The 22,960-nt window shown below is 72.2% G+C and carries 20 protein-coding genes; 9 read left to right on the forward strand and 11 right to left on the reverse strand.

Going from position 1 to position 22,960, the window contains the following annotated elements; genetic code table 11:
• Positions 1-8: 8 nt before the first annotated feature.
• Both secG and AHOG_RS11720 read left to right on the forward strand, forming a co-directional pair.
• Positions 9-245 carry a preprotein translocase subunit SecG gene (secG, locus tag AHOG_RS11715; RefSeq protein ID WP_093941386.1) on the forward strand — a complete coding sequence of 79 codons (237 nt, stop codon included), beginning with the start codon at positions 9-11 and terminating at the stop codon, positions 243-245.
• A gap of 71 nt (positions 246-316) precedes the next feature.
• Positions 317-658 (forward strand): RNA polymerase-binding protein RbpA, encoded by a 342-nt coding sequence (locus AHOG_RS11720; protein WP_075740391.1) that lies wholly within the window; start codon positions 317-319, stop codon positions 656-658.
• Positions 659-982: 324 nt separating this feature from the next.
• Here the strand turns inward: AHOG_RS11720 and AHOG_RS11725 are convergent, their stop codons facing one another.
• The 8 genes from AHOG_RS11725 to tkt all read right to left on the reverse strand — a co-directional run bounded on the left by AHOG_RS11725 (position 983) and on the right by tkt (position 11,144).
• Positions 983-1,390 (reverse strand): DUF2267 domain-containing protein, encoded by a 408-nt coding sequence (locus tag AHOG_RS11725; protein ID WP_093941387.1) that lies wholly within the window; start codon positions 1,388-1,390, stop codon positions 983-985.
• Positions 1,391-1,524: 134 nt separating this feature from the next.
• Positions 1,525-2,628 (reverse strand): FAD-dependent monooxygenase, encoded by a 1,104-nt coding sequence (locus tag AHOG_RS11730; protein WP_093941388.1) that lies wholly within the window; start codon positions 2,626-2,628, stop codon positions 1,525-1,527.
• A 182-nt stretch (positions 2,629-2,810) separates the two neighbouring features.
• Positions 2,811-3,581: a 6-phosphogluconolactonase gene (gene pgl, locus AHOG_RS11735; protein ID WP_093941389.1), complete on the reverse strand. Its 771-nt coding sequence runs from the start codon at positions 3,579-3,581 to the stop codon at positions 2,811-2,813.
• Positions 3,568-4,758, reverse strand: coding sequence for a glucose-6-phosphate dehydrogenase assembly protein OpcA (gene opcA, locus AHOG_RS11740; protein WP_093941390.1), 1,191 nt, complete (start codon positions 4,756-4,758; stop codon positions 3,568-3,570). Before opcA ends, pgl begins: the two co-directional genes overlap by 14 nt.
• Positions 4,755-6,299, reverse strand: a complete 1,545-nt coding sequence (gene zwf / locus AHOG_RS11745) for a glucose-6-phosphate dehydrogenase (RefSeq protein ID WP_093941391.1) — start codon at positions 6,297-6,299, stop codon at positions 4,755-4,757. The genes opcA and zwf overlap by 4 nt, the downstream gene beginning before the upstream one ends.
• The gene (locus AHOG_RS11750) at positions 6,296-7,927 is read right to left on the reverse strand and encodes a glucose-6-phosphate isomerase (protein ID WP_093941392.1); all 1,632 of its coding nucleotides are present in this window, start codon (positions 7,925-7,927) and stop codon (positions 6,296-6,298) included. Before AHOG_RS11750 ends, zwf begins: the two co-directional genes overlap by 4 nt.
• A complete protein-coding gene (tal, locus tag AHOG_RS11755; RefSeq protein ID WP_093941393.1) occupies positions 7,924-9,048 on the reverse strand; it encodes a transaldolase in 1,125 nt (374 codons plus the stop codon). The genes AHOG_RS11750 and tal overlap by 4 nt, the downstream gene beginning before the upstream one ends.
• Positions 9,048-11,144 carry a transketolase gene (gene tkt, locus AHOG_RS11760; RefSeq protein ID WP_093941394.1) on the reverse strand — a complete coding sequence of 699 codons (2,097 nt, stop codon included), beginning with the start codon at positions 11,142-11,144 and terminating at the stop codon, positions 9,048-9,050. Before tkt ends, tal begins: the two co-directional genes overlap by 1 nt.
• A gap of 432 nt (positions 11,145-11,576) precedes the next feature.
• Between tkt and AHOG_RS11765 the strand changes: the two genes are divergently transcribed.
• Positions 11,577-12,557, forward strand: a complete 981-nt coding sequence (locus AHOG_RS11765; protein ID WP_221438410.1) for a heme o synthase — start codon at positions 11,577-11,579, stop codon at positions 12,555-12,557.
• Here AHOG_RS11765 and AHOG_RS11770 read toward each other — a convergent pair.
• On the reverse strand, positions 12,476-13,342 hold the full coding sequence (locus AHOG_RS11770) for an SGNH/GDSL hydrolase family protein (protein WP_093941396.1): 867 nt from the start codon (positions 13,340-13,342) through the stop codon (positions 12,476-12,478). The two genes, AHOG_RS11765 and AHOG_RS11770, sit on opposite strands and share 82 nt — an antisense overlap.
• Before the next feature lie 339 nt (positions 13,343-13,681).
• On the opposite strand from AHOG_RS11770, the gene AHOG_RS11775 reads away from it, so the two are divergent.
• The 4 genes from AHOG_RS11775 (at position 13,682) to AHOG_RS11790 (ending at position 18,208) form a co-directional block, all read left to right on the forward strand.
• Positions 13,682-15,685, forward strand: coding sequence for a M6 family metalloprotease domain-containing protein (locus AHOG_RS11775; protein WP_376700027.1), 2,004 nt, complete (start codon positions 13,682-13,684; stop codon positions 15,683-15,685).
• Positions 15,686-15,849: 164 nt separating this feature from the next.
• Positions 15,850-16,209, forward strand: a complete 360-nt coding sequence (locus tag AHOG_RS11780) for a hypothetical protein (RefSeq protein ID WP_093941397.1) — start codon at positions 15,850-15,852, stop codon at positions 16,207-16,209.
• A 182-nt stretch (positions 16,210-16,391) separates the two neighbouring features.
• A complete protein-coding gene (locus AHOG_RS11785) occupies positions 16,392-17,087 on the forward strand; it encodes a TlpA family protein disulfide reductase (RefSeq protein ID WP_157736772.1) in 696 nt (231 codons plus the stop codon).
• Positions 17,088-17,620: 533 nt separating this feature from the next.
• Complete coding sequence (locus AHOG_RS11790; RefSeq protein ID WP_093941398.1) at positions 17,621-18,208, forward strand: FKBP-type peptidyl-prolyl cis-trans isomerase; 588 nt, start codon at positions 17,621-17,623, stop codon at positions 18,206-18,208.
• 75 nt (positions 18,209-18,283) lie between these two features.
• Here the strand turns inward: AHOG_RS11790 and AHOG_RS11795 are convergent, their stop codons facing one another.
• On the reverse strand, positions 18,284-19,252 hold the full coding sequence (locus AHOG_RS11795; RefSeq protein ID WP_093941399.1) for a quinone oxidoreductase family protein: 969 nt from the start codon (positions 19,250-19,252) through the stop codon (positions 18,284-18,286).
• Between the two features lie 167 nt (positions 19,253-19,419).
• Positions 19,420-21,054: a DUF885 domain-containing protein gene (locus AHOG_RS11800; RefSeq protein WP_093941400.1), complete on the reverse strand. Its 1,635-nt coding sequence runs from the start codon at positions 21,052-21,054 to the stop codon at positions 19,420-19,422.
• 431 nt (positions 21,055-21,485) lie between these two features.
• Here AHOG_RS11800 and AHOG_RS11805 point away from each other — a divergent pair, with 431 nt between their 5' ends.
• Together AHOG_RS11805 and AHOG_RS11810 are read left to right on the forward strand one after the other, a co-directional pair.
• Positions 21,486-21,797 (forward strand): hypothetical protein, encoded by a 312-nt coding sequence (locus tag AHOG_RS11805; protein ID WP_093941401.1) that lies wholly within the window; start codon positions 21,486-21,488, stop codon positions 21,795-21,797.
• Positions 21,794-22,681 carry an ATP-grasp domain-containing protein gene (locus AHOG_RS11810; RefSeq protein ID WP_093941402.1) on the forward strand — a complete coding sequence of 296 codons (888 nt, stop codon included), beginning with the start codon at positions 21,794-21,796 and terminating at the stop codon, positions 22,679-22,681. Before AHOG_RS11805 ends, AHOG_RS11810 begins: the two co-directional genes overlap by 4 nt.
• Positions 22,682-22,960: the final 279 nt, after the last annotated feature.

Here is a 22,960-nt window from a genome sequence, read left to right on the forward strand (position 1 = left end):
AGGGTGAGATGAGACTCTTCCTGCACGTCATGCTGGTGATCTCCAGCCTGGCTCTGATCCTGCTCGTCCTGCTGCACAAGGGTCGCGGGGGCGGCTTGTCGTCGTTGTTCGGCGGCGGGATGCAGTCGACCTTGTCCGGATCTAACGTCGCGGAGAAGAATCTCGACCGGATCACGTATTTCACGGCCGCGATCTGGGTCATCTGCATCGTGGCGGTGGGTCTGCTGGTCCGGATCGACGCTTGATCCGCGACGAGCACGTGTCGGTCTCCCCGATCGGCATGTAGGGCTACCACGGTGTGGGGTGTTGAGCGTCGATGGCTGGTGGTAACGCGATCAGAGGCACGCGAGTCGGCGCGGGCCCGATAGGCGAGTCGGAGCGAGGGGAGTCGGCGCCTCGGCGTCGAGTCTCCTACTGGTGTGCGAACGGCCACGAGGTGCGGCCCTCGTTCGCGGTCGACGCGGACGAGCCGGAGTTCTGGGACTGTCCGCGCTGCGGGTGCCCCGCAGGTCGTGACGAGGAACAGCCTCCGGCACCGCCGCGCAACGAGCCGTACAAGACGCACCTTGCGTACGTGAAGGAACGGCGCAGCGACTCCGACGGCAAGGCGATCCTCGACGAGGCGCTCAAGCGACTGCGCGAGCGCCGAGGCGAGTAGGCGCTTCGGGCGTCACCTCGGTGTGAACGGCACCTCATCCGTCTCCGCGACGGGTGAGGTGCCGTTCTGCTGTGCGGGGGACGGTCGTCGGTCGGTCGTCGCGACGGCCACCAGGATCGTCTCCGCGGTGACCGCGGCCTTCCGAGCGCGCGTTGGTCGTCGTCCGGACTGCGGGCCGCCGGTCGACTGGCGGCCTCGGTCGGCAGCCCTGGTCGGCGGCGCCGTCGATTCCGACGTGCGGCCGGGACGACGGGAGCCCCTGCCCGCACCGTCGCTCCACGCCGCGCCACGCAGCGTCGGACGAGGCGCCCTCGGACGAGTGCGTCAGCGCAGTGTCCCGCTGCTGCCGGAGTCGATCAACGTCCGCAGCTCCTCGGGCAGCTGGTGTCGCACCTTGTCCATCACGCCCTCGGTCGCCTCACCGGTCACCTCCAGCACCACGCGCGAGCGGTAGACGGCGTCCGGCTCGTGCATGTGGCCGCGCTGGGCGACGCGGCGGATGAACTCCGCCAGATCGAACCGCTCGCCCGTGCCGAGTCCGCCCATGACCTCGGTGCGGCGCAGGTGCTCGGCGATCTCCGTGGGCAGCTGGTCGGCCAGGTGGTCGGCGGCCTGCTCCGGCACCCGCTCGCCGAGTGTCTCCAGGGCGGCCCTGGTCGCCGTCTCCGCCTCGCCTCGGCTGGACAGCCGTGCCCGTGCCTGCACCTGGCCGATGAACTCGTCATGTCTCATGCCGTCGCTCCTTTCCGGGTCTCCTCCGCCGTACCCGCCAGGGCCGTCGGCTACACCGACGCTGGTGGGAGCCGCGACCCTGCCCGCTCATCCCGCACGGTGGCCGCGCTGCCGTCGCGGAGCGCGCAGCGGTCTCACTCGGCGTCGGCAGGCTGCTCGCGGGCGAGCACCCGGCGGAGTGCCCTGGTCAGTTCCTCGCTCGGCTGATCGGGCAGCGTGTTCCGTCGCCAGGCGATGAACTGATCCGGCCGCACCAGCAGTGCTCCGTCCTCGGCGATTCCCGCGATACCCGGCCATCGGCGGGTGGGATCGCCCGGGCTCGTCGCGACCTCGAGCTGGTGTGTCGTCATGGGCAGACCGAGACGGGCCGAAGCCTGCTCCGCCGCCTGGAGCCATGGCGAGCCCGCAGGGCCGGTGAGGAGGGTGAACTCGGATCGGACCAGGTCGAGTGTCGAGCGTCGCGGTCCGGCGCTCTCCAACCAGGCGTGCGGCAGGCGCGAGCCCGGGGCCCCGTCGAGGTTGAGCTCGGCGTGTTCCCACGAGGGCGGTTCGGGTCGCGCGTCGACCACCGCGGTCGAGTCGTAGCGGTACCCGAGGTGCACGACCGACGCGTTCGCGGCGCCTGCCTCCGCGCGGGCGGCGGCGGCTTGTGGGCCCTGCTCCCAGTGCAGTCGCGGCTCGTGCAGCCGCAGCAGGGACTGTTCCAACGCGAATGCCGCGACCGGTCGCCGCTCCGTCTGGTAGGTCGCCACCAGGGCGCTGCCCGCGCGGCCGTCGAGCACGGCTGCCAGCTTCCAGGCCAGGTTGTGCGCGTCGGCGATGCCGGTGTTCAAGCCGAACGCCCCGACCGGCGGCACCGCATGCGCCGCGTCTCCGATCAGGAGGACCCGACCCTCCCCGAAACGGTCGGCGAGCAGGCCGCGCGGTTGCCACGGGAGGATGCTCAGCACCGCCACGTCGAGGTCACGACTGCCCACTGCGGCGCGGACCAGCTCGCGGCATCGTCGTGGTGTGAACCGCGCCGCCCCGCTTTCAGTCGGCTCGGCGGCGGTGTGAAAGATCCAGGTCGTCGCTCCGTCGACGGTGACCAGCATTCCGGTCGCCTCCGGAGTCGTGATGTCGCAGGCGGCGAATCGCTGGCCTGCATGCTCGACGGAGTGGGCGCACGGGTCTCGGACACGGCGGGAGAGACCACGACACCGCCATCGGCGTGAACAGGGCGGGTCCACCCCGATCATTCCGGACGGTGTCGTCGACAGGCGCCGTCAGGGCGGTGTGACGGCGCGGTCGGCCGCACCGCCGGCGCGGAAGCTTTTCGTCGAACCCGGTCGTCGAGCCTGGCCGGGTACGAAGCGACCCCGGACGGCCGTCGGGGGCGGCCCGTGAGCGGACCACCCCCGACGCACCGGTCACAGCGTGTTCAGCGCGGCGGGCCGCCGTCCGGCAGGGCCGCCGCGGCGGAGTCCACGATCCACAGCGTGCGCTGCCTGCCCCGCGCGCCCGCGGCGGGCACCGCGACCTCGTCGGCGTCCCGCAGCGCCGCCGAGACCGCCTCGGCCTTGCCCGCTCCCGTCGTGATCAGCCACACCTGCGCCGAGGCGCGAATGGCGGGCAGCGTCAGGGAGATCCGGGTGGGCGGCGGCTTCGGGCAGTCTCGCACCGCGACGACGCCGAGCCGCCGCTCGTGCACGGCGGGGGAGTCGGGGAAGATCGAGGCGGTGTGTCCCTCCTCGCCGACTCCCAGCAGACAGACGTCGAACGCGGGCACCGACTCGCCCTCGCGCCGGCCGACCGCCCCCGCCAGGACCTCGGCGTAGGCGGCCGCCGCGGCGTCCGGATCATCGCCGAGGGGGCCGTCCGAGGCGGCCATCGGGTGCACCCTGGCCGGATCGATCGGGAGATGGTCGAGCAGGGCCTCCCGAGCGAGCGTCTCGTTGCGCTCGGGGTCCCCGGCGGGCAGGAATCGTTCGTCGCCCCAGTAGAAGTCGACCGCCGACCAGTCCACGGCGTCCCGAGCCAACGAGGTGCGCAACGCGGCCAGCACCGCTCCGCCGGTGCGCCCCCCGGTGAGGACGAGGGACGCCCGGCCCCGTTCGGCCTGCGCGTCCACCAACACCGTGAGCAGCCGCGCCGCGACGGCGTCGGCCAGCAGCTCTCCAGTCTGGTGGACGACCAGCTCAGCCCTGCTCACCCGCGGTGTCCTCTCCGTTCTTGGCGCGACTCCTGCTGCGGGCCGCCGCCGTCGACCCTCGCCTGCTGGGCTTGGGCTCGGCCGTCCGGCGGCTGCGCGTGGTGCCCGTGCCCGCCACCGGAGAGGTCGCCGCCGGGGCGGCCGCCGCCGTCCTCGCCGTCGTCTTGCCTCCTGCCCGGCCCGCCGACTTGCCCGCCGTGGCCGTCTTCGTCCGGGTACGGCTGCCTGTGCCGCGCCTGCTCGTCGACGCCCCCGCCGAACCGCCCTCCACCTTCGGCAGCGCCTGCAGGGTCTGGGAGTAGATCTCGTCCGGGTCCAGCCTGCGCAGCTCCTCGATCAGGCAGTCCCGGATCGAGCGGCGGTGCAGGGTGAGCCGCCGGTCGGGCTGGCCCGGCTGGGTGAGCGTGGCGAACTGACCGTTGGGCCGCTCCAGCACGATCTGACCGGAGCGCCGCTGAAGCACCACCGAGACGATGCCCTGGCCGTCCTGGGCGCGGACCCGGGTCACCGGCACGCCCAACGCCGAGGCCAGCCAGGCGGCCAGCAGCGTCGTGGACGGCGAGTCGGCCCGGCCGGTGACCGTCGCCGACTCCACCTTCTCGTGCGGCGGCAGGTCCAGCGCCGTGGCCAGCAGCGCCCGCCACGACGTCAGCCGGGTCCAGGCCAGATCCGTGTCGCCGTCGGCGTAGACGGCGGCCCGATGCTCCAGGGCCTTGACCGGATTGCGTTCCGACTTCGCGTCGGTGATCCGCCGATGCGCCAGTCGGCCGATCGGGTCCTCGGCGGGCACCTTCGGCGTCTCGTACGGCCACCAGGCGACGACGGGTGCGTCCGGCAGCAGCAGCGGCACGAGGCAGCTGGCGCCCTCGTCGGCCAGCGGGCCGTAGAGCCGCAGCATGATCACCTCACTGGCCCCCGCGTCGCCCCCGATCCGGATCTGGGCGTCCAGCCGGGCCGCCGCCCGGCGGGCACCCTTGGCGATGAGCACGACCCGGCAGGGGTGCTCCCGGCTCGCCTCGTTCGCCGCCGCGATGGCCTCCTCGGCCTGCGCCCCGTCATCGGTGATGATGGCGAGGGTGAGGACCCGGCCGAGCGCGACGGCGCCGCCGGTCTCCCGCAGTTCGACGAGCTTCTTGTTGACCTTGGACGTGGTTGTCGAGGGCAGGTCGATGATCACGGCCGCCTCCAGTGCCTTCCTGTTCTCGCGAGCATTCGATCAGCGGAGGGCGGACCCCACGTGCCCGCCGCGTAGGGCTCGGGAACGCCCTCGGCGTGCCAGGACGCGAGCACCGGGTCGAGGATCCGCCAGGACAGCTCGACCTCTTCGTTCATCGGGAACAGCGAGGGCTCGCCCAGCAGCACGTCGAGCAGCAGCCGCTCGTAGGCCTCGGGGGAGTCCTCGGTGAAGGCGTGCCCGTAGCCGAAGTCCATCGTCACGTCGCGGATCTGCATCGCGGTGCCCGGCACCTTCGATCCGAAGCGCATCGTCACGCCCTCGTCGGGCTGGACCCTGATGACCAGCGCGTTCTCGCCCAGCTCCTCCGTCGCCGTGGCGTCGAACGGCAGGTGGGGCGCCCGCTTGAACACCACGGCGATCTCGGTCACCCGTCTGCCCAGCCGCTTGCCGCTGCGCAGGTAGAACGGCACCCCGGCCCAGCGCCGTGTGTTGACCTCCATGGTCATCGCCGCATAGGTCTCGGTCACCGAGTCGGAGGCGAAGCCGCCCTCGTCCAGCAGACCGGGCACCTTCTGCCCGCCCTGCCAGCCGCCCGTGTACTGCCCTCGGGCGGTCGTCTCGGTGAACGGCGCCATCGGGCGGGTGGCGGCCAGCACCTTCACCTTCTCCGTGCGCAGCGCCTTGGGATGGAAGGAGACCGGCTCCTCCATGGCGGTCAGCGCCAAGAGCTGGAGAAGGTGGTTCTGGATGACGTCGCGCGCCGCGCCGATCCCGTCGTAGTAGCCGGCCCGCCCGCCGAGGCCGATGTCCTCGGCCATGGTGATCTGCACGTGGTCGACGTAGTGCGCGTTCCACAGCGGCTCGAAGAGCTGGTTGGCGAAGCGCAGGGCGAGGATGTTCTGCACCGTCTCCTTGCCGAGGTAGTGATCGATGCGGAACACCGACTCCTCGGGGAAGACCTCGTTGACGATCCGGTTCAGGTCCTGCGCGCTGTGCAGGTCGTGGCCGAACGGCTTCTCGATCACCACCCGCCGCCATTGATCGGTGCCCGTCGTCGCGGTCGAGAGTCCCGAGCGGGCCAGCTGCCTGCACACCAGCGGGAAGGCCTTCGGCGGCACGGAGAGGTAGAAGGCGTGGTTACCGCCGGTGCCGCGCACCTCGTCCAGCTCACGGACCGTCTCGGCGAGGCGGTCGAAGGCCTCGTCGTCGTCGAAGCTGCCCTGGACGAAGCGCAGACCCTCGGCGAGCCGGTCCCAGACGTCCTGCCGGAACGGCGTCCTGGCGTGCTCCCGCACGGCATCGTGGACGACCTTGGAGAAGTCCTCGCCGTTCCAGTCCCGTCGGGCGAAGCCGGTGAGCGCGAAGCCCGGTGGAAGCAGACCCCGATTGGCGAGGTCGTAGATCGCGGGCATCAGCTTCCGGCGGGACAGGTCGCCGGTGACCCCGAAGATCACCAGGCCGCAGGGACCCGCGATACGCGGCAGCCGCTTGTCCCGATCGTCCCGCAGCGGGTTGCGCCATTGCTTCCGGGTGACGCTCACCGGCTCACTCCCTGCACCGTCTGCGCCAAGCGGGCGATGCCCGCGAGCCGGTCGGTCAGGTGCAGCCGCAGCACCGGCCTGTCCCGGTCGGCCAGCACCGTCGCATCGCCGAGGGCCTGGGCGAGTTGCAGCGTGGCCAGGCTGTAGGGCCGACCCGGAACCGGGAGGTCCTCCTCCGCGACGCCGGTGATCTGGAGGAACGCGCCGTTCTGATGCCCGCCCTTGTGGTACTGGCCGGTGGAGTGCAGGAAGCGCGGGCCCCAGCCGAACGTGGTCTGCACCCCGGTGTTCCTGGCCAGTTCGCGACGCAGCACCGCCGCCGAGGCATCCTGCTCGCGGTCCAGGTAGGCCTGGAGCGACAGATAGCCCTTCTCGGGTACCGCCGCCACGAACGCCCCGATCAGCTCGTCCAGGCCCGCGCCCTCCGGCGGCCGCCAGGACCCCGTGACATACGCCTCGACCGGCCCGTCGACCAGCAGCGGCGTCGGCGCCGTCGCCCCGGAGGGCGAGTCCAGCAGCGATCGGGCGGCGACCTTGGCCGCCTCCACGTCGGGCTGGTCGAACGGATTGATGCCCAGCAGCCTGCCCGCGATCGCGGTGGCGTACTCCCAGAGCAGGAAGGACGCCCCCAGCGAACCCGACACCGTCACCGTCGCCGCGGCGTCCGGCGAACCCAGGGCTACCGTCGTGGCGTCGTCGCCCGCGTCCACGAAGTTCGGCGCGGACACGCCCTCCACCACCACCGGAAGGAGCCCGGTGCCGTCCTTGCCGGTCGACTCCGCGATGAGCTGCTCGGCCCAGTCGGCGAAGCCGGGCAGCCCGGAGTCGTTGTCGGCGAACACGACCTTCTCCGCGCCGCGGGCCAGCGCCGCGCCCAGGGCGCCCGCCAGCAGCAGCGCCGGATTGTCCCGCTCGTCGGCCGCCAGCACCGGGGCGGCCGAGGCGGCCTCCGCCAGCAGCTTCTCGACGTCGGCACCCGCCAGCCCGGCGGGCACCAGTCCGAAGGCGGTGAGCGCCGAGTAGCGGCCGCCCACGTGGGGGTCGGCCCGGAAGACGTGCCGGTAGCCCGCCGCACGGGCCGCCGTCTCCAGCGGCGACTCCGGGTCGGTGACCACGACGATCCGCGAGGCGGCCGCGATGCCCGCCGCCTCGAAGGCGTGCTCGAAGATCCGCCGATGACTGTCGGTCTCCACGGTGGAGCCCGACTTGGAGGACACGACCAGCACGGTGCGGGACAGGTCGCCCGCCAGCGCGTCGGCCACCTGGCCGGGGTCGGTGGTGTCCAGCACCGTCAGCGGGACGCCCGCGGCGGCGGTGATCACCTCGGGCGCCAGTGAGGAGCCGCCCATCCCGGCCAGCACCACCCGGTCGACGCCCTCGGCATGCAGTTCACCGCGCAGCGCGGCGATCTCGCCGAGCAGCGGCCGGGAGGTCTTGGGCAGGGTCGTCCAGGCCAGTCGCACGGCTGCCTCGGACTCGGCGTCGGCTCCCCACAGCGTCGGATTGCCTGCCGTCAGCTCCCCGGCCACGGCCTCCGCCGCGAGGCGGTCGGCGAGTTCGCCGGCCTCCTGCGCCCACGGCCCGTCGCCGATCACGACCGACAGGGCCGTGTTGTCCACCTCGGTCATCGAGTGCTGTCCTTCGCCTTCGTCAACTGAGCGGCCACGGTCTCCAGGAGTTCTTCCCACGACTTCTCGAACTTGGTCACGCCCTCGTTCTCCAACACGACGTAGACGTCGTCGATGTCCACGCCCTCCCGGGTCAGGGCGTCGAACACCTCCTGGGAAGCCGAGCCGGTGCCCCGCACGGTGTCCCCTGCCACCGTCGCGTGGTCGGCGGCGGCGAGCAGGGTCTTCTCCGGCATGGTGTTGACCACGCCCGACGTCACCAGCTCGTCGACGTAGCGGGTGTCGGAGTAGGCCGGGTCCTTCACCCCGGTCGACGCCCACAGCGGGCGCTGGGGGCGCGCGCCCGCCTCGGCCAGCGCCTGCCAGCGTTCGGAGGAGAAGACCTCCTCGTAGGCGGCGAAGGCGAGCCGGGCGTTGGCGATGGCGGCCTTGCCGCGCAGCGCCTCGGCCGCCGGGGTGCCCAGCGCGTCGAGCCGCTTGTCGACCTCGCTGTCCACCCGCGACACGAAGAACGAGGCCACCGAGGTGATGGAGCGCAGGTCGTGGCCGTTGGCCTTCGCCTGCTCCAGCCCTTCGAGGAAGGCGTCCATGACCTCGCGGTAGCGGTCGACCGAGAAGATCAGCGTCACGTTCACGCTGATCCCGTTGGCCAGGGTGCGGGTGATCGCCGGGACGCCCTCGACGGTGGCGGGGATCTTGATGAAGAGGTTGGGCCGGTCGACCGCCTGCCACAGCGCGGTCGCCTCCGCCTCGGTGGCCGTGCTGTCGTGGGCCAGCCGCGGGTCGACCTCGAGGGAGACGCGGCCGTCGACGCGGTCGGTGGCCTCCCACGTCGGCCGGAACACGTCGCAGGCGCGTCGGACGTCGGCGGTGGTGATCTCGTGGACGGCCGTCTCCACCGACGCGCCGCGGGCCGCCAGCTCGGCGACCTGCTCGTCGTAGGCGGTGCCCTTCGCGAGCGCGGCGGCGAAGATCGTCGGGTTCGTCGTGACGCCGACGAGGTGACGATCTCGGATGAGCGTGTCGAGATTGCCGGAGTCCATCCGCTCGCGGGACAGGTCGTCGAGCCAGATCGACACCCCCGCCTCGGACAACGCGGCCAGCGGATCGTTGCTGCTCATCACTTCTCCTCGGCTCGGGTCAGGGTGACGCGGGCGGCGGCGAGCACGGAGTCGGTGGTGAAGCCGAACTCGCGGAACAGGGTCTGGTAGTCGGCGGAGGCGCCGAAGTGCTCGATCGAGACGATCACGCCGTCGGAACCGGCGAAGCGGTACCACGGCTGCGCGATGCCCGCCTCGATCACCACGCGTGCGTGCAGCGAGGGCGGCAGGACGCTCTCGCGGTAGTCCAGGTCCTGAGCCTCGAACCACTCGACCGACGGCATCGACACCACGCGGGTCGGCACGCCCTCGGCCTGGAGGACCTCCCTGGCCTCCACGGCGATCTGCACCTCGGAGCCGGTGGCGATGAGGACCAGGCGCGGATCGCCGCCCTCGGCCTCGGCCAGCACGTAACCGCCTCGGCTGACGCCCTCGGTGGAGGTGCCCGCGAGGATCGGCAGGTTCTGCCTGCTCAGCGCGAGTCCGATCGGGCCGTCGGGGCGTTCCATGATCGCTCGCCAGGCGGCCGAGGTCTCGTTGGCGTCGGCGGGTCGCACCACGGTCAGGCCGGGGATCGCCCGGAGCGCGGCGAGGTGCTCGATCGGCTGGTGGGTCGGTCCGTCCTCGCCGAGCCCGATCGAGTCGTGCGTCCAGACGTAGACGGCAGGCGCCTTCATCAGCGCCGCCAGGCGTACGGCGGGGCGCATGTAGTCGCTGAACACCAGGAAGGTGCCGCCGTAGGGCCGTGTCGGGCCGTGCAGCGCGATGCCGTTGAGGATGGCGCCCATGGCGTGCTCGCGGACGCCGAAGTGCAGCGTGCGGCCGTAGGGGTGCGCGCTGAACTCCTTGGTGGAGATGCTCTCCGGGCCGAAGGAGTCGGCGCCCTTCATCGTCGTGTTGTTGCTCTCCGCGAGGTCGGCCGAGCCGCCCCACAGCTCGGGCAGGGCCTCGGCCAGCGCGGCGAGGGTCTCGCCGGAGGCCTTGCGCGTCGCGATGCCCTTGGGATCGGGCTCCCAGCTGGGCAGCTGGTCCGTCCAGCCCTCGGGCAGCCGTCGCGCGGTGAGCCGCTCCAGCAGCGCCTTGCGCTCCGGCTCGCGTGCGGCCCAGGCGTCGAAGTCCTTCTTCCACTCGGCGTGGGCCCGGGCGCCGCGATCCATCACCGCGCGGGCATGGGCAAGCACGTCGTCGTCGACCTGGAAGGACCGCTCGGGATCGAAGTCCAGGATGCGCTTGATCTCGGCGACCTCGTCCTCACCGAGGGCGGCGCCGTGGGCCTTGCCGGTGTTGGCCTTGTTCGGGGCCGGGAATCCGATGACCGTGCGCAGCAGGACCAGTGACGGTCTGCCGGTCTCGGCCTTGGCCGCCTCCAATGCCGCGAGGATGTCCGTGACGTTCTCGCCGCCGTTGACCACCTGGACGTGCCAGCCGTAGGCCTCGTACCGCTTGGCGGTGTCCTCGGACAACGCGATGGCGGTGTCGTCCTCGATGGAGATCTTGTTGTCGTCGTAGATCACGACGAGGTTGCCGAGCTGCTGGTGACCGGCGAGGGAGGAGGCCTCGGAGGTGACGCCCTCCTCGATGTCGCCGTCCGAGGCGATCACGAAGATCTGGTGGTCGAACGGGCTCTGTCCGACCTCGGGCGTCGGGTCGAACAGACCGCGTTCCCGGCGGGCGGCCATCGCCATGCCGACCGCGGAGGCCAGTCCCTGTCCCAACGGCCCGGTGGTGATCTCGACCCCGGGGGTGTGCCGGTGCTCGGGGTGCCCCGGCGTGTGGGACCCCCACTTGCGGAGTGCCTTCAGGTCGTCCAGCTCCAGTCCGTAACCGGACAGGAAGAGCTGGATGTAGAGGGTCAGGCTGCTGTGGCCCGCGGACAGCACGAAGCGGTCCCGGCCGATCCAGTCCGCATCGGACGGATCGTGACGCATCACGCGCTGGAAGAGCGCGTAGGCGACCGGTGCCAGGCTCATCGCGGTGCCGGGATGCCCGTTCCCCGTGCGCTGCACCGCATCGGCGGCCAGCACTCGAACGGTGTCGACCGCGCGCCGGTCCGCCTCCGTCCAGTCGGCGGGCAGCTGGGGCGTGGTCAGGCGGCTCAGATCGTCGCTCACGGACAAGGAATCTGCTCCTGTTTCGCTCGTCAAGCGGGCTGTACCGGAGGCCACCCGAGTACCTCAGCACTTCCTGGGAATCCTGCCTCCGCTCACGCAGCCCTTCGTCCGCCGACCAGCCTAGTCGGGCTGGACGCGAACGCAGGATGCCGTGCCGGGCCCGCCGTGGCGGTCTTGGTCACGATCGTCCGAGGTTCTGCCCTCGACGGCGTCCTCCTCGCGTGTGCTCCGGGTGTCTCCCGGTCTTCGTCCGCCGTGCTCGCTGATCTCGAGCGTGGTGCGGTCGCCGCCGTCTCCGCCGGCCGCTCGGTCGGGCCGGGGGAAGCGGAATGCCAGTTCAGGACGTCGCGTCGGTGCGGGAGCCAACCCGGTGGGCGGGGCGATCAGGTAGCGCGGCTACCATTCGAGCGGCCCGGTTGTCCAGGGCCGCGAACCACGCTGCTAAGGAGTCTCCATGTCGTCGGCGAGCACTGCGGGAGTCACCCGGTGAGCACCGTCGCCACCGAGAATCCGACCCGGTCGATCGGGTCCGTGCTGCGGGCCTACGTCGCGCTCACCAAGCCGAGGGTCGTCGAGCAGCTCCTCGTCACCACGATCCCGGCGATGCTGCTGGCCCAGCGCGGTGTGCCGTCGTTGTGGCTGGTGCTGGCGACCCTGGTCGGCGGCACGATGGCCGCCGCCAGCGCGAACGCCTTGAACTGCGTCATCGACGCGGACATCGACGCCGTGATGAAGCGCACGAGCACCCGGCCGCTGGTGCGGTCTCAGGTGTCGCCGCGCAATGCGCTGATCTTCGCCGTCACGCTCGGCCTCGGCTCGTTCGGCTTCCTGTGGCTCACCACGAACCTGCTGGCCGCCGTGCTCGCCGTGGCCACGATCCTGTTCTACGTCCTGGTGTACACGATGGTGCTGAAGCGCCGTACGGCGCAGAACATCATCTGGGGCGGCGCGGCGGGCTGCATGCCGGTGGTGATCGGCTGGTCGGCCGTCACGGGCACGGTGGAGTGGCCTGCCCTGGTGATGTTCGGCGTCATCTTCTTCTGGACGCCGCCGCACACCTGGGCGCTGGCGATGCGCTTCCGTGAGGACTACAAGCGGGCGGGCGTGCCGATGCTGCCCGCCGTGGCGCCTGCGGAGTACGTGTCCCGCCAGATCGTGGTCTTCAGCTGGGTGATGGTCGTCTGGACCCTGCTTCTGGTTCCCGCGGCGAGCTGGATCTATCTCGTGCTGGCCGTCGTGGCGGGCGCGTGGTTCCTGATCTCGGCTCATCGGCTGCACCTCGGTGTGCGGCGTGGCGTCGAGGTGCGGCCGATGCGCCTGTTCCACCTGTCCAACACCTATCTGATGGCGTTGTTCGTCGGACTCGCCGTCGACTCGGTGATCGGCTGGCCTGCCTTCGGCTGGACGTTCGCCTTCTGAGTCGCGACCGGCTCGCCCGGTTCGTCGGGGGCGGGGTTCCACGCCCACCGGGCGGCGGCGGCGTCGGCCAGGAGTTCGGCCCACCTGTGTACGCCGACGACCGAGGGGTGGAAGCCGTCGGCGGCGAAGAACCCCGCTCCGGTGATCACCGCGGGCGTGACGCGGATGTGGTGCCCCTCGGCCGATCGGATCGCCGCGGCGTATCCCCGGTCCAGCAGTCCGGCGTAGGCGGCCAGTAACGTCCGCAGCGGCTGTGGCAGGGCGGGGAACCTGCTGAACGGCGGGATTCCCGTCGCCAGCAGCGGCACGTCACCGAGCCGCCGCCGCACGTCGTCGACCAGCGCCGTGATGTCGCGCCGCCAGGTCGCGGGCGAGCGGAGGGCGGTGACGTCGTTGACGCCGAGGGCGAGCACCACCAGGTCCGGTCGCCATCCGGGGTCGTCCAGCTCGGGGAGCAGTTCGGCGTGTGCCAGGCGGGCCGTGGCGCCCAAGCGGGCCGCGAGCCGCCAGTGGACGTCGCGACCCGTGCGGGCGGCGATCGATTCGGCGAGTCTCGGCGCGAGTGAGTCTCGGATGTCCGCCACGCCGACGCCTGCCCCGGTGGAGTCGCCGAGCAGGGCCATCCGCAGGGGCGGGCCCGCGCCCGGTGCGCGTCCTCGGCGCGGACCGGCGGCCTCCGGCAGGCGGGGGACCTCCCGTCGGATGCGGCGGCCCTGGCTCACGGCGGCCCCCAGCCCTACGGCCGCCGTCGTCCCCGCCAGGAGACCCAGCGTTCGTGCTCTCATCGACTTCTCTCCTTTATTCATCATTGGATTAATCGGTCATGAATGCGTCGATGATCATAGTGATGCTCGGTGTGCCGGTGAGTTCGAGCTCTCCCCGCGGTCGCCCGCTCGTCTCGGCGTTCGGTCTCGGCGCCCGACTCCACGCGGCGGGGCGGTCCGCGGCGGCGAACGCGCTCGGAGGGTCACCGCCGGTCCATCGGAACTTAGCGTGACTAAAGGTTCCCCCGTCTGGCCGCAGAATCCGGCTGCGACGCTGCCTAGCCTGTGACTGGCTACTCACCCGGATCTCACCTCGGCGGCCCGCGCCGGGGTCGCGCGCCGGGCAGGTGGAGGTCTTCCATGCGTGTGCGGCATCTCGAGACCGGACGACGGGCGGTGGTCGTGACCACCATGGCGGCCCTGCTGGCCTCCTCGGCGGCTCCGGCCGCCCAGGCGACGGCCGTCGACGACGTCGGAACGGCGGGATTGGTCGGGATCGAGCCGATCGACCCGCGGAGCTGGGTCAACCCGGAGGACATGACCTGGGAGGACTACCGGCCGGTGCCCGGTACCACGTGGGCAGATCCGTCGCTGACACCGACCGAGCAGACCTTTCGGGGTGCGCTCGTCCTCGCCGACTACCCCGACCAGGACTTCGTGGTCACCCAGCCCGCCGGGTCGACGGTGTTCGGCAACCCGGACGCGCTCGCCGCCGACGTCCCGCGCGCGGAGGTCGCCGAGTTCTACGAGGCCTTCCTCAACGTCCCCGGCGAGCTGAATCGGGGGCACACGATCAACGAGTACTGGATGGAGGACTCCCGAGGCCGGTTCGGCGTGGAGCTGACCGGGTTCGGGCCCTACCGGCTGCCGGGGCAGTCCTTCGAGTACGGCATCGACATGCAGGGTCCCGAGTTCTGCCCGGGCGGCCACCGCTGTGACCGCGACCTGCGGACCGACGCGGGCGCCGCCTGGCGGGCCGACGTGGGGGAGCAGGTCTCCGAGGAGTTCGACTTCGTCTTCTTCCTCAGCGCGGGCCAGGACGAGTCGTCCACCTGGCAGGAGTTCGGCGAGATGATGTTCGAGGACCGCGAGGACGTCCCCGACGAGTTCGGGCCGCCGGACCCGGATATGCCCAACTGGTCGGACACCCGCTACGTCGACTGGACCTCGTGGCGGGCGGCGGCGGGCATCTGGCCCAACGCCAGGGCGGGCTCGTCGACGCAGGCGGAGAGCTCCGGGCAGGGTGTCTACGCCCACGAGCTGAGCCACATCCTGGGCATCGGCGACAACTACAACAACCCCTTCGCCGATCCGCCGATCCGGTCCTACAGCGGACTGTGGGACATGATGAGTCGAGGAACCTTCAACGGTCCCGGCGGCACCCACACCCGATGGCTGATCCCGCCGACCGCGGGCAGCGCCATGGGCGCTCACCACATGCTGCGCAACAAGCTTCAACTCGGCCTGATCGACGAGTCCGAGGTGCTGCGCGTCACCGAGGACGACCTCGCCGAGGACGGCCTGATCCTGGCGGAGGTCACCGCGCGCGCCGTCGAGCCCACCGGCAAGGCGGTGACCGGGCTGAACGTGGTGCTTCCCGATGGTGACCTGGCACCGCCCTGCGATCAGCGGGCCGACCCGCTGTGCGACGGCGGCGGCTACCAGAACTACACGCTGGAGGTCGTCGACCGGATGGGCAGCGACTCCTTCGCCCCGGACAGCGGTGTGCTGCTGGCCAAGACGAAGGACCAGGATCGGGCCCCCTTCATCTGGGTCGTCGACGCCGAACCCGAGGACATCGGGTTGGTGGACTTCTACCGCCCCGACGGCACGCCCGCGATGGTCACGGTCGGCGATCCCCGTCAGCTCGCCGACGCGCTGTTCAAGGCGGGCACCGGGTCCGGCAGCCTCGCCGAGCACGTCGACGAGGCCAACCGGCTGCACTTCTACGTTCTCGACCTGCACCGCGACGACGACGGCGTGCTGTCTTACACCGTCGCCGTGCGATCGCTGGACGGGGACGGCCCACACCGCAGGGGGCTCTCCCTGCGGCCGTCGCGTGCCGCACACGCCGAGGACGGGATCGCCCGCTGCTCGTTCCCGCTGCGCAACACCGGCGAGGCGGCGGCCGAGCACGGCGGGGACGTCTACCGGCTCGGCGCGGACGTCGGGAGCGTCGGCTGGTCGGTGCACCTGCCCAGCGAGCTGACCTCGGCCGTACCGGGGGAGACCGTCGACGTTCCGGTGCTCGCGATCGCCGAGCGGGACGCCGACCGGACCGCCGAGGTCACGCTCACCGCGGTGTCCGAGAGCGATCCTGAGCAGAGTCAGACCGCGCGCTGTCGGGTGATCCGCGCCCGGTGAGCCGTGCTGACGGACCGCTCCGCCGCCGGGACGCGGGCAGGCCGGGTCCGGCCTGTCGTCGCCCGGCCCGGCTTCCCGTCCTCCTGCTTGCACTCGGCGCCGTCGTCGGATGCGGGTCCGGGGACGATCCGGGCACCTCGGGAAGGTCGGAGCCGGCCGCGGGTGTGGAACTGACGGTGCGGGTGCTGCTGCGTGACGGCGTGTTCCGGGTGCCCGGCGCCGAGTGCTCGGGGACGGCGTCGATGGCCGACCTGCACGCGACCGCCCCGTACCGGCTCCTCGACGAGGACGATCGGCTGCTGGCCGAGGGAGAGCTGCCCGCGGGGCGCGCCGTCACGGCGATGGCGGCGGAGCTGGACGCCGCACTGGACGAGGACGTCGCACCCCGCAGGCCCACCTTCTGCGAGGTGACGATGACGGTGACCGCGCCGCCGTCGAGCGGCTACCGGCTCGCCGTCGCCGACCGCGAACCGCTGCCGCTGACCGCCGCCGAGGACGACCAGTGGACCACGGCACTGCCGTGACGCGTCGCGTGATCCGGGTACGACGCGGCGGGGGTGCGGATCTCCGCCCGCATCAGATGACGGCCCCGCCCGACGGTCGGCGTGCCCCGATTCCCTGAGGCTCCGACGTCCGGACCGGTCCGTGGTCCGCTCGGACCGGCCGAATCGGACGCCCGCCCCTCGACGCAGAGAGGACGCACCCCGTGAGATCGCCGATCGATCGATCGATCCGAGCACGGTCGGCGCGCCGTACGGCCGCCGTCACCGGCCCCGCTGCCACCCCGGCGGACGGCGGTCCGCCGATCAGCCGCCCCCGACGGGCAGACCGCCTCCTCGTCATGCTGGTCGCCGCGCTGGTCGCCGCCTCGGCTTGTGACGCGCGGGCGGCGTGGACGGACGGCCCGCCCGGCGGCGGCGAGCGGCTGCCCGGCCCTGTCGCGCAGGACGTCGACTATGCGGAGCCCGTCTCGGCGCCCGCCGCGCCCGACCTCGCGTTGGCCCTGCTCGACGGCACCCGAGTGAGTCTGGCGGAGTTGTGGGCCGAGCGTCCCGTGGTGCTGGTCTTCTTCAGCTCGTGGTGCGCGACCTGCGCCGATCAGCAGCGGACGTTGTCGGACCTGACGGCGGCCCACGGCGACGCGGTGACCTTCCTCGGGATCGCGGGGCGCGACGAGTCCGACGCCGTCATGGACTTCCTCGTCGACCACGAGGTGCCCTATCCCGTCGCGATGGACGCCGATCACACGGCCGCGCGGCACTACGCGGCAGAGGAGCCGCCGTTGATCGCGGTGATCGACCGAGGCGGCGGGCTGCTGCGCGGCTTCCCCGGCGGCGTGGCCGACGCGGCGACGGCCGAGGAGCTCGACGCGACGCTGACGGCCCTGTACCGCCGGGACTGAGGGGGGACGAGTCGGAGCCGCGCGGCCGACTCGTCCTGTGATCCGAGCCCGACGCTCGTCGCCCTGATCCAGGCGGCGCCGCGGTCGAAGCGAGGTCCGGAGCCATCGGGATCGAACCGCCGCCCCTCCGGATCGGGACCGACTGCGTTCCGAGTACGGCTCGGATCACCGGTCCCTCGAGTGCGAGCGAGCGGAACCGGCGCCGGACCGAGAACATCCGGTCGACGCCCCGCTCCGTCGTCGGGGTTCCGCAAAGGCGGACTCCGCGGATTCGATCGGCCGCCTTCTACTCCGTCGATCATCTCGTCGTCTGCCCGACCGCCGCGCCGGATTCCGTACGACCGTGTGGCCCGAGGGCGATTCCGCGAGGTCACGTCCTCGGCGGAGGCCCGCGTTCTCCGCTGCCGGTGCGGTGCCGACGTCCGACCCGCCGTACCGAGCCCTCGCCGCGAACGGCGGATCAGGCGCGGTGCGCCACGCTCCGTCGGCCGGGCACCGACGACGGGCGAGCAAGAACGTTAGAGTGTCCGACCATGCGCAGACTTGCCCCGATCGGGCTTTCCCTGGTGTCCCTGGTCATGGTGGCCGCCTGTACCTCGGCGGAGGAGCCTGCCGACCCCGAGCGCACCGACGACGTCCAGACTCCGACGACGAGAGTGGTCCCCGAGGACTCCACCGACGCCGCCGCCGACCTGCCGCCGTGCACCGTCGACGACGTCGAGGTCGCCGGGGCGTTCGGCGAGGCCCCGGAGGTGACGCTGACCGAGCCGTGCGGTGCCCCCGCCGAGCTGATCGTCGCGGAGCTGGAGCCGGGTGAGGAGCCCGCCGTGGCCGAGGGCGACACGGCGCTGATGGACTACCAGCTCACGCTGGCGTCCACCGGCGAGATCGCGGACTCGTCCTACCAGCGCGGCGAGCCCTTCGCCGTGGAGAACGTCGGTCAGGCTCAGGTCATCCAGGGCTGGAACGAGGGCCTCGTCGGTCTGACGACCGGCAGCCGCAACCTGCTGATCATCCCGCCGGAGCTGGCCTACGGTACGTCGGAGGAGAGCAACCATCAGCTGGCAGGCGAGACGCTGATCTTCGTCGTCGACGTCGTGGAGACCGAGCCCGCCGCCTGAGGCGTGCCGGGCACGATCGAACCGCGAACGACCCCGCCGGTCCGGTGGATCGGCGGGGTCGTCGCATGTCCGGCGTCAGGGCAGCAGGAGCAGTTTCCCGGTGGTGCCCCGGCTCGCCAGCGCGGTGTGCGCCGCCGCCGCGTCGGCCAACGGGTACTCGTGGCCGACGCGGACGCGCAGCGAGCCCGCCAGCACCGCGTCGAACAGCTCGCCCGCGCGCCAGGCCAGTTCGCCCGGCGCGGCCAGGTAGTGCACGAGCGAAGGTCGGGTCACGTACAGGCCGCCACTGGAGTTGAGGCGTTGCAGGTCCACGGGCGGCACCTGGCCGCTCGATCCGCCGAGCAGCACCATCAGGCCCCGGCGCCGCAGCACCTTCAGGCCGCCGTCGAAGGTGTCCTTGCCGACGCCGTCGTAGACCACGTCCACGCCCGCGCCGTCGGTCAGCTCATGGACGCCCGCCACGAAGTCGGTCTCGGTGTAGCGGATCACCTCGGCGGCGCCCGCCTCCCTGGCCAGCGCCTCCTTCTCCGCGGTGGACACCGTGGCGATCACCCTGGCTCCGCGCGTGGCGGCGAGCTGGGTCAGCAGCAGGCCGAGTCCGCCCGCCGCCGCGTGGATCAACACCGTCTCGCCCGAGGCGATCGGATGGGTGGACACCGCCAGGTAATGCGCGGTGAGGCCCTGCAGCATCAACGCGGCGGCCGTGCGCTCGTCGATCCCCTCGGGCAGCGCCACCAGATTCGCGGCGGGTACGGCGACCCGTTCGGCATAGCCGCTGCCGCCCTGTCCCCAGGCCACTCGGTCGCCCACCGCGAACGCGGTCACGCCCTCGCCGACCTCGACCACCCGGCCCGCGCCCTCCTGGCCGGGGATGAAGGGGTAGGACACCGGATAGACCCCGGACCGCTGATAGGTGTCGATGAAGTTCACTCCGGCGGCGGCACTGGCCACCACCACCTCGCCCGGCCCCGGAGTGGGGTCCGGCAGTTCGACGTAGGCCAGCGTCTCCGGCCCACCCGGCGCCGCAACCTGGATCGCCCGCATCGTGTCTCTCCCGTTCACTCGTCGTCCCCGCCGGCTCGGCGCCGGTGGGCGCTGCCGCGGCGGGCCGGACGGAGGTGGCTCGCTCCGCCCGGCCCATCCAACTCCGATCTTCGGTGCGGCGCGACCCTCCGTGCGTCGGCGCACCCGATCGACTCCGTTTCGTCGGCTCAGCTCTCCAACGCCACGCGCCGCGCCAGACCCAGCGGCAGCGCGCCGGAGCCCGCGACGGTGTCGTGGAACTCGCGCAGCGAGCCCCGCCCGGCGGCGAGATAGTCGGCGCGGATCGACTCGATCTCCAGGCAGCCGGTGAGGTAGGACGGGGCCTGGGTCGGCCAGGAGCAGTACCGGCGTACCTCGCCGACGGCCGTGCCCGGCGTCAACGCGGCCTTGGTGGACAGGAACCTCTCGGCCTCGGCGATCTCCATCTCGCCGGTGTGCAGCGCGGTGTCGACCACGATGCGCGCCGCGCGGAAGAGCCGGGCCTCCAGGTGTCCGAGTTCATGCGCCGGGTCGGCGAAGTAACCCTGCTCCCGCATCATCGTCTCGACGTAGAGCGCCCAGCCCTCGCTGAAGTAGGACGTGCGGAACGTCTTGCGCACCCGGCGCGGGCCGCCCGCCGCCCAGGAGAGATGCCAGTGGTGACCGGGATAGGCCTCGTGGACCGCGATGGTCGGCATCTGGGCCCTGGCGTTGGTCTTCAGCCGTTGCCGCACCTGCTCCTCGGTGAAGTCGTCCGGCGTGTGCGGCACGAAGAAGTGTCCGAGCCGGGAGGTGGTCAGCGGCGGTGGAGCCATGTAGTAGGCCACCGAGAGGATCGGCCGCTGGAAGGCAGGCGAGGGCAGGACCTCGCAGTGCTCGCCGTCCGCGAAGGACACCAGTTCGCGTTCGACGAGGAAGCGCCGAGCCCGCTCGGTCTCGGCCGCGTACTCCGCCCGCATCGCCTCCAGCGTGGGCGGATAGTCGTCCTGGAGCCGTTCCATCACCGCCCGCCAGTCCGAGGAGCCGCCGGGCACCCGCCGCGCTGCCTCGCGCATCTCCTCTTCGAGGGCGGCGTGCGCGGCCAGTCCGCGGCGGTGCAGCTCCGCCGTGTCATAGCCGAGCAGTTCCTTGTCCAGCAGCAGGGCGGAGTAGCTCTGCTCGCCCATACGCCAGTCGCCCCTGGCACGCTCGGCGAACTCGGTGAGGAAGGCGACGAGGGTGTCGAAGGCCTCGGCGGCGGGCACGGCGGCCTCGGCCAGCCGCGCCCGTAGTCCCGGATCGGTCACCATCGCGGGCAGTGCGGAGGTCAGGAACTCCCGGCCGGTGCGGGCCTGATCGAGGGCACGGCCGACCAGTAAGGGCGCGGCCAGCTCCGGGTCGAGGTTGGCTCGGCAGGCCGCCAGCACGGCGGGCACCTCGGCGAGTCTGCCGCAGGCGGAGGCCACCAGTTCGGACTCGGGGGCACCGCCGCGCAGGAAGGTGAGGAACAGACTGGTGAAGATCGGTCCGGTGTAGACGGACGGATCGCGGCGCCACGACGGCCACCGCGCGTGGATCGCGCCGCCGCGCAGCGTGGCGATCAGGAGGTCTCGGTCGACCGTGTCGTCCACGGTCAGCCCCGCGGCGTCGATCTGCTCGAAGCGACGCAGCCACCGCGCCTGCTCGGCCTCGACCGACTGTAGCGCCGAGGCGGAGAAGTCGCCGAGCGTGTGACGGTGGGCCTCGGAGCCCAGCGTGGCGGCGTGCACGGGATGGCGGTCGTAGTACCAGTCGAGGTACTCGTCGACCAGTCCGGTCAGCGGGGGAGTGGGTTGCTGGCTCATGCGACGACCTTAAACCGTTCGCCTTGCTAAAGTCCTGGATCGTCCGACTCGCGGCTTCCGGTGCCCCGACGACCGCCCGCGTCCGCCTGAAGGGACCATGCGGGCCGTCGACACGGCCGCCGCGGTCTTCTCGCCGGTTTCAGGACCGGTCACCTCGCGGGTGCGGCGCCTGCCGCGAGCCTCCCGCGGCCCTTCGGAGGTCGGCGGCGGACGCCCTTCCCCACCGGGGCGGCTGCCGGCGTCCTCGATCGCTCCCCTGAAGAGGAGACGGTCGCCGTGCGCCGCCTCGGGCTGCGCCATGACGGTCGCCGACTCGGCCGAGAGCGGACCGAAGCCTCGGAATGCCCGTCGGGCCGACCCGTTCCGCCGCCGGATGTGATCCGGATCAAGCCGGCTCGGCTCGTCCCCTCCCCGCAGCCTAGGCTCAAGACATGTCTGAGCAGCCGACGCAGACCCCCGTCGTGCCGTCCGCCGCCGTGTCGTCGGCCCGTCGGTTCCTCGCCGATCACGGCACGACGGCACGCGCCGTGGTCGCCTACCTCGGGCAGAAGGGCGCGCGGGTCACCCTCGTCGGGGAGGACGGAGCACTGGGCGACGTCATCGTGGCCGACGTCGCCACCGGCGCCGCACTGTGTGAGCAGGTCGAGGGCCTGATCCCCTCGGAGTGGGACCGGGACACCACCGAAGCCCTGACGATCGGCCCCGCCCACCGGCGCAGAATGGCGGGCAGGCGGGTCCGGTGACCGCCCGTCCGCTCGTCCTGCTGGCGACGTGCCAGGAGCTGCCCGGCGGCTACGCCGACGACATCGAACTCGTCGCGGCGTTCGCCGAGCAGGGCATCTCGGCGAGCTGGGCGCCCTGGGACGACACCGACATCGACTTCGCCGCCGCCGACCTGGTGCTGCTCCGGTCGCCCTGGGACTACATGCGCAGGCTCGACGAGTTCCTCGCCTGGTGCGACTCGCTGCCCCGACTGGCCAACCCGGCCTCGGTGGTCCGGTGGAACACCGACAAGCGCTATCTCGTCGCCCTGGCCGAGGCCGGGGTCGCGGTGGTGCCGGGCAGCGTGGTCCCGCCCGGCGAGCGGCCTGCCTGGCCCGCGACGGAGTTCGTGATCAAACCCACGGTCGGCGCGGGCTCGGTCGAAGTCGGCCGCTTCACCCCCGACCGCCGCGCCGAGGCCGCCGCACACCTGGCCGCCCTGCACGCCTCGGGCGCGACGGCGCTGCTCCAGCCGTATCAGGCCAGCGTGGACACCGAGGGGGAGACCGCGCTGGTGTTCTTCGCCGGGGTCTTCTCCCACGCGTTCCACAAGCCCGCGATGCTCGACGGCGGACCGGCCCGGGCTCGGGCTTCGCTGGCCGACGCCGAGGTCGTGCGGCCCGCACGGGCAGGCGACGCGCACCGCGCCGTGGCCGAGTCCGCTCTCGGCGCCGCGGCCAGACTGCTACGGCTGCGTCGCCAGGATCTCCTCTACGCCAGGGTGGACCTGATCGCCGACGACACCGGCAGCCCGCTCGTGCTGGAGCTGGAGCTGAGCGAGCCGCTGCTCGGCCTGCGGTTGACCGACGCCTCGGCGCGGCGACGACTCGCCGCCGCCGTGGCCGCTCGGCTGCGCGCCGGCTGACCGTCCCTCGCCCGCCGGCGCCGATGATCGCGGCGCTGTCCGCGTGGGACCGCCCCTCATGCCGGATTCCGCCCGCTCACAGCGGGGGTGCGACCCCTTCGCGTGGGTCGCGCTCGCCGTCGCCTCGGGGAGGCTCACGTGGCGACGCGGGCCGTATCCGGTCCCGTGCGCTCTCGCCGTGGCGCCGCACCCGTGCCCTGCCGCCGCGAACCGACCCGCCGGATCCCTGCCGCCGCGAGCCGAGTCGACGTGAGCGAGTCGAGCCGTCACGAGCAGGCC

The organism is Actinoalloteichus hoggarensis (genome assembly GCF_002234535.1).
Lineage (GTDB): Bacteria > Actinomycetota > Actinomycetes > Mycobacteriales > Pseudonocardiaceae > Actinoalloteichus_A > Actinoalloteichus_A hoggarensis.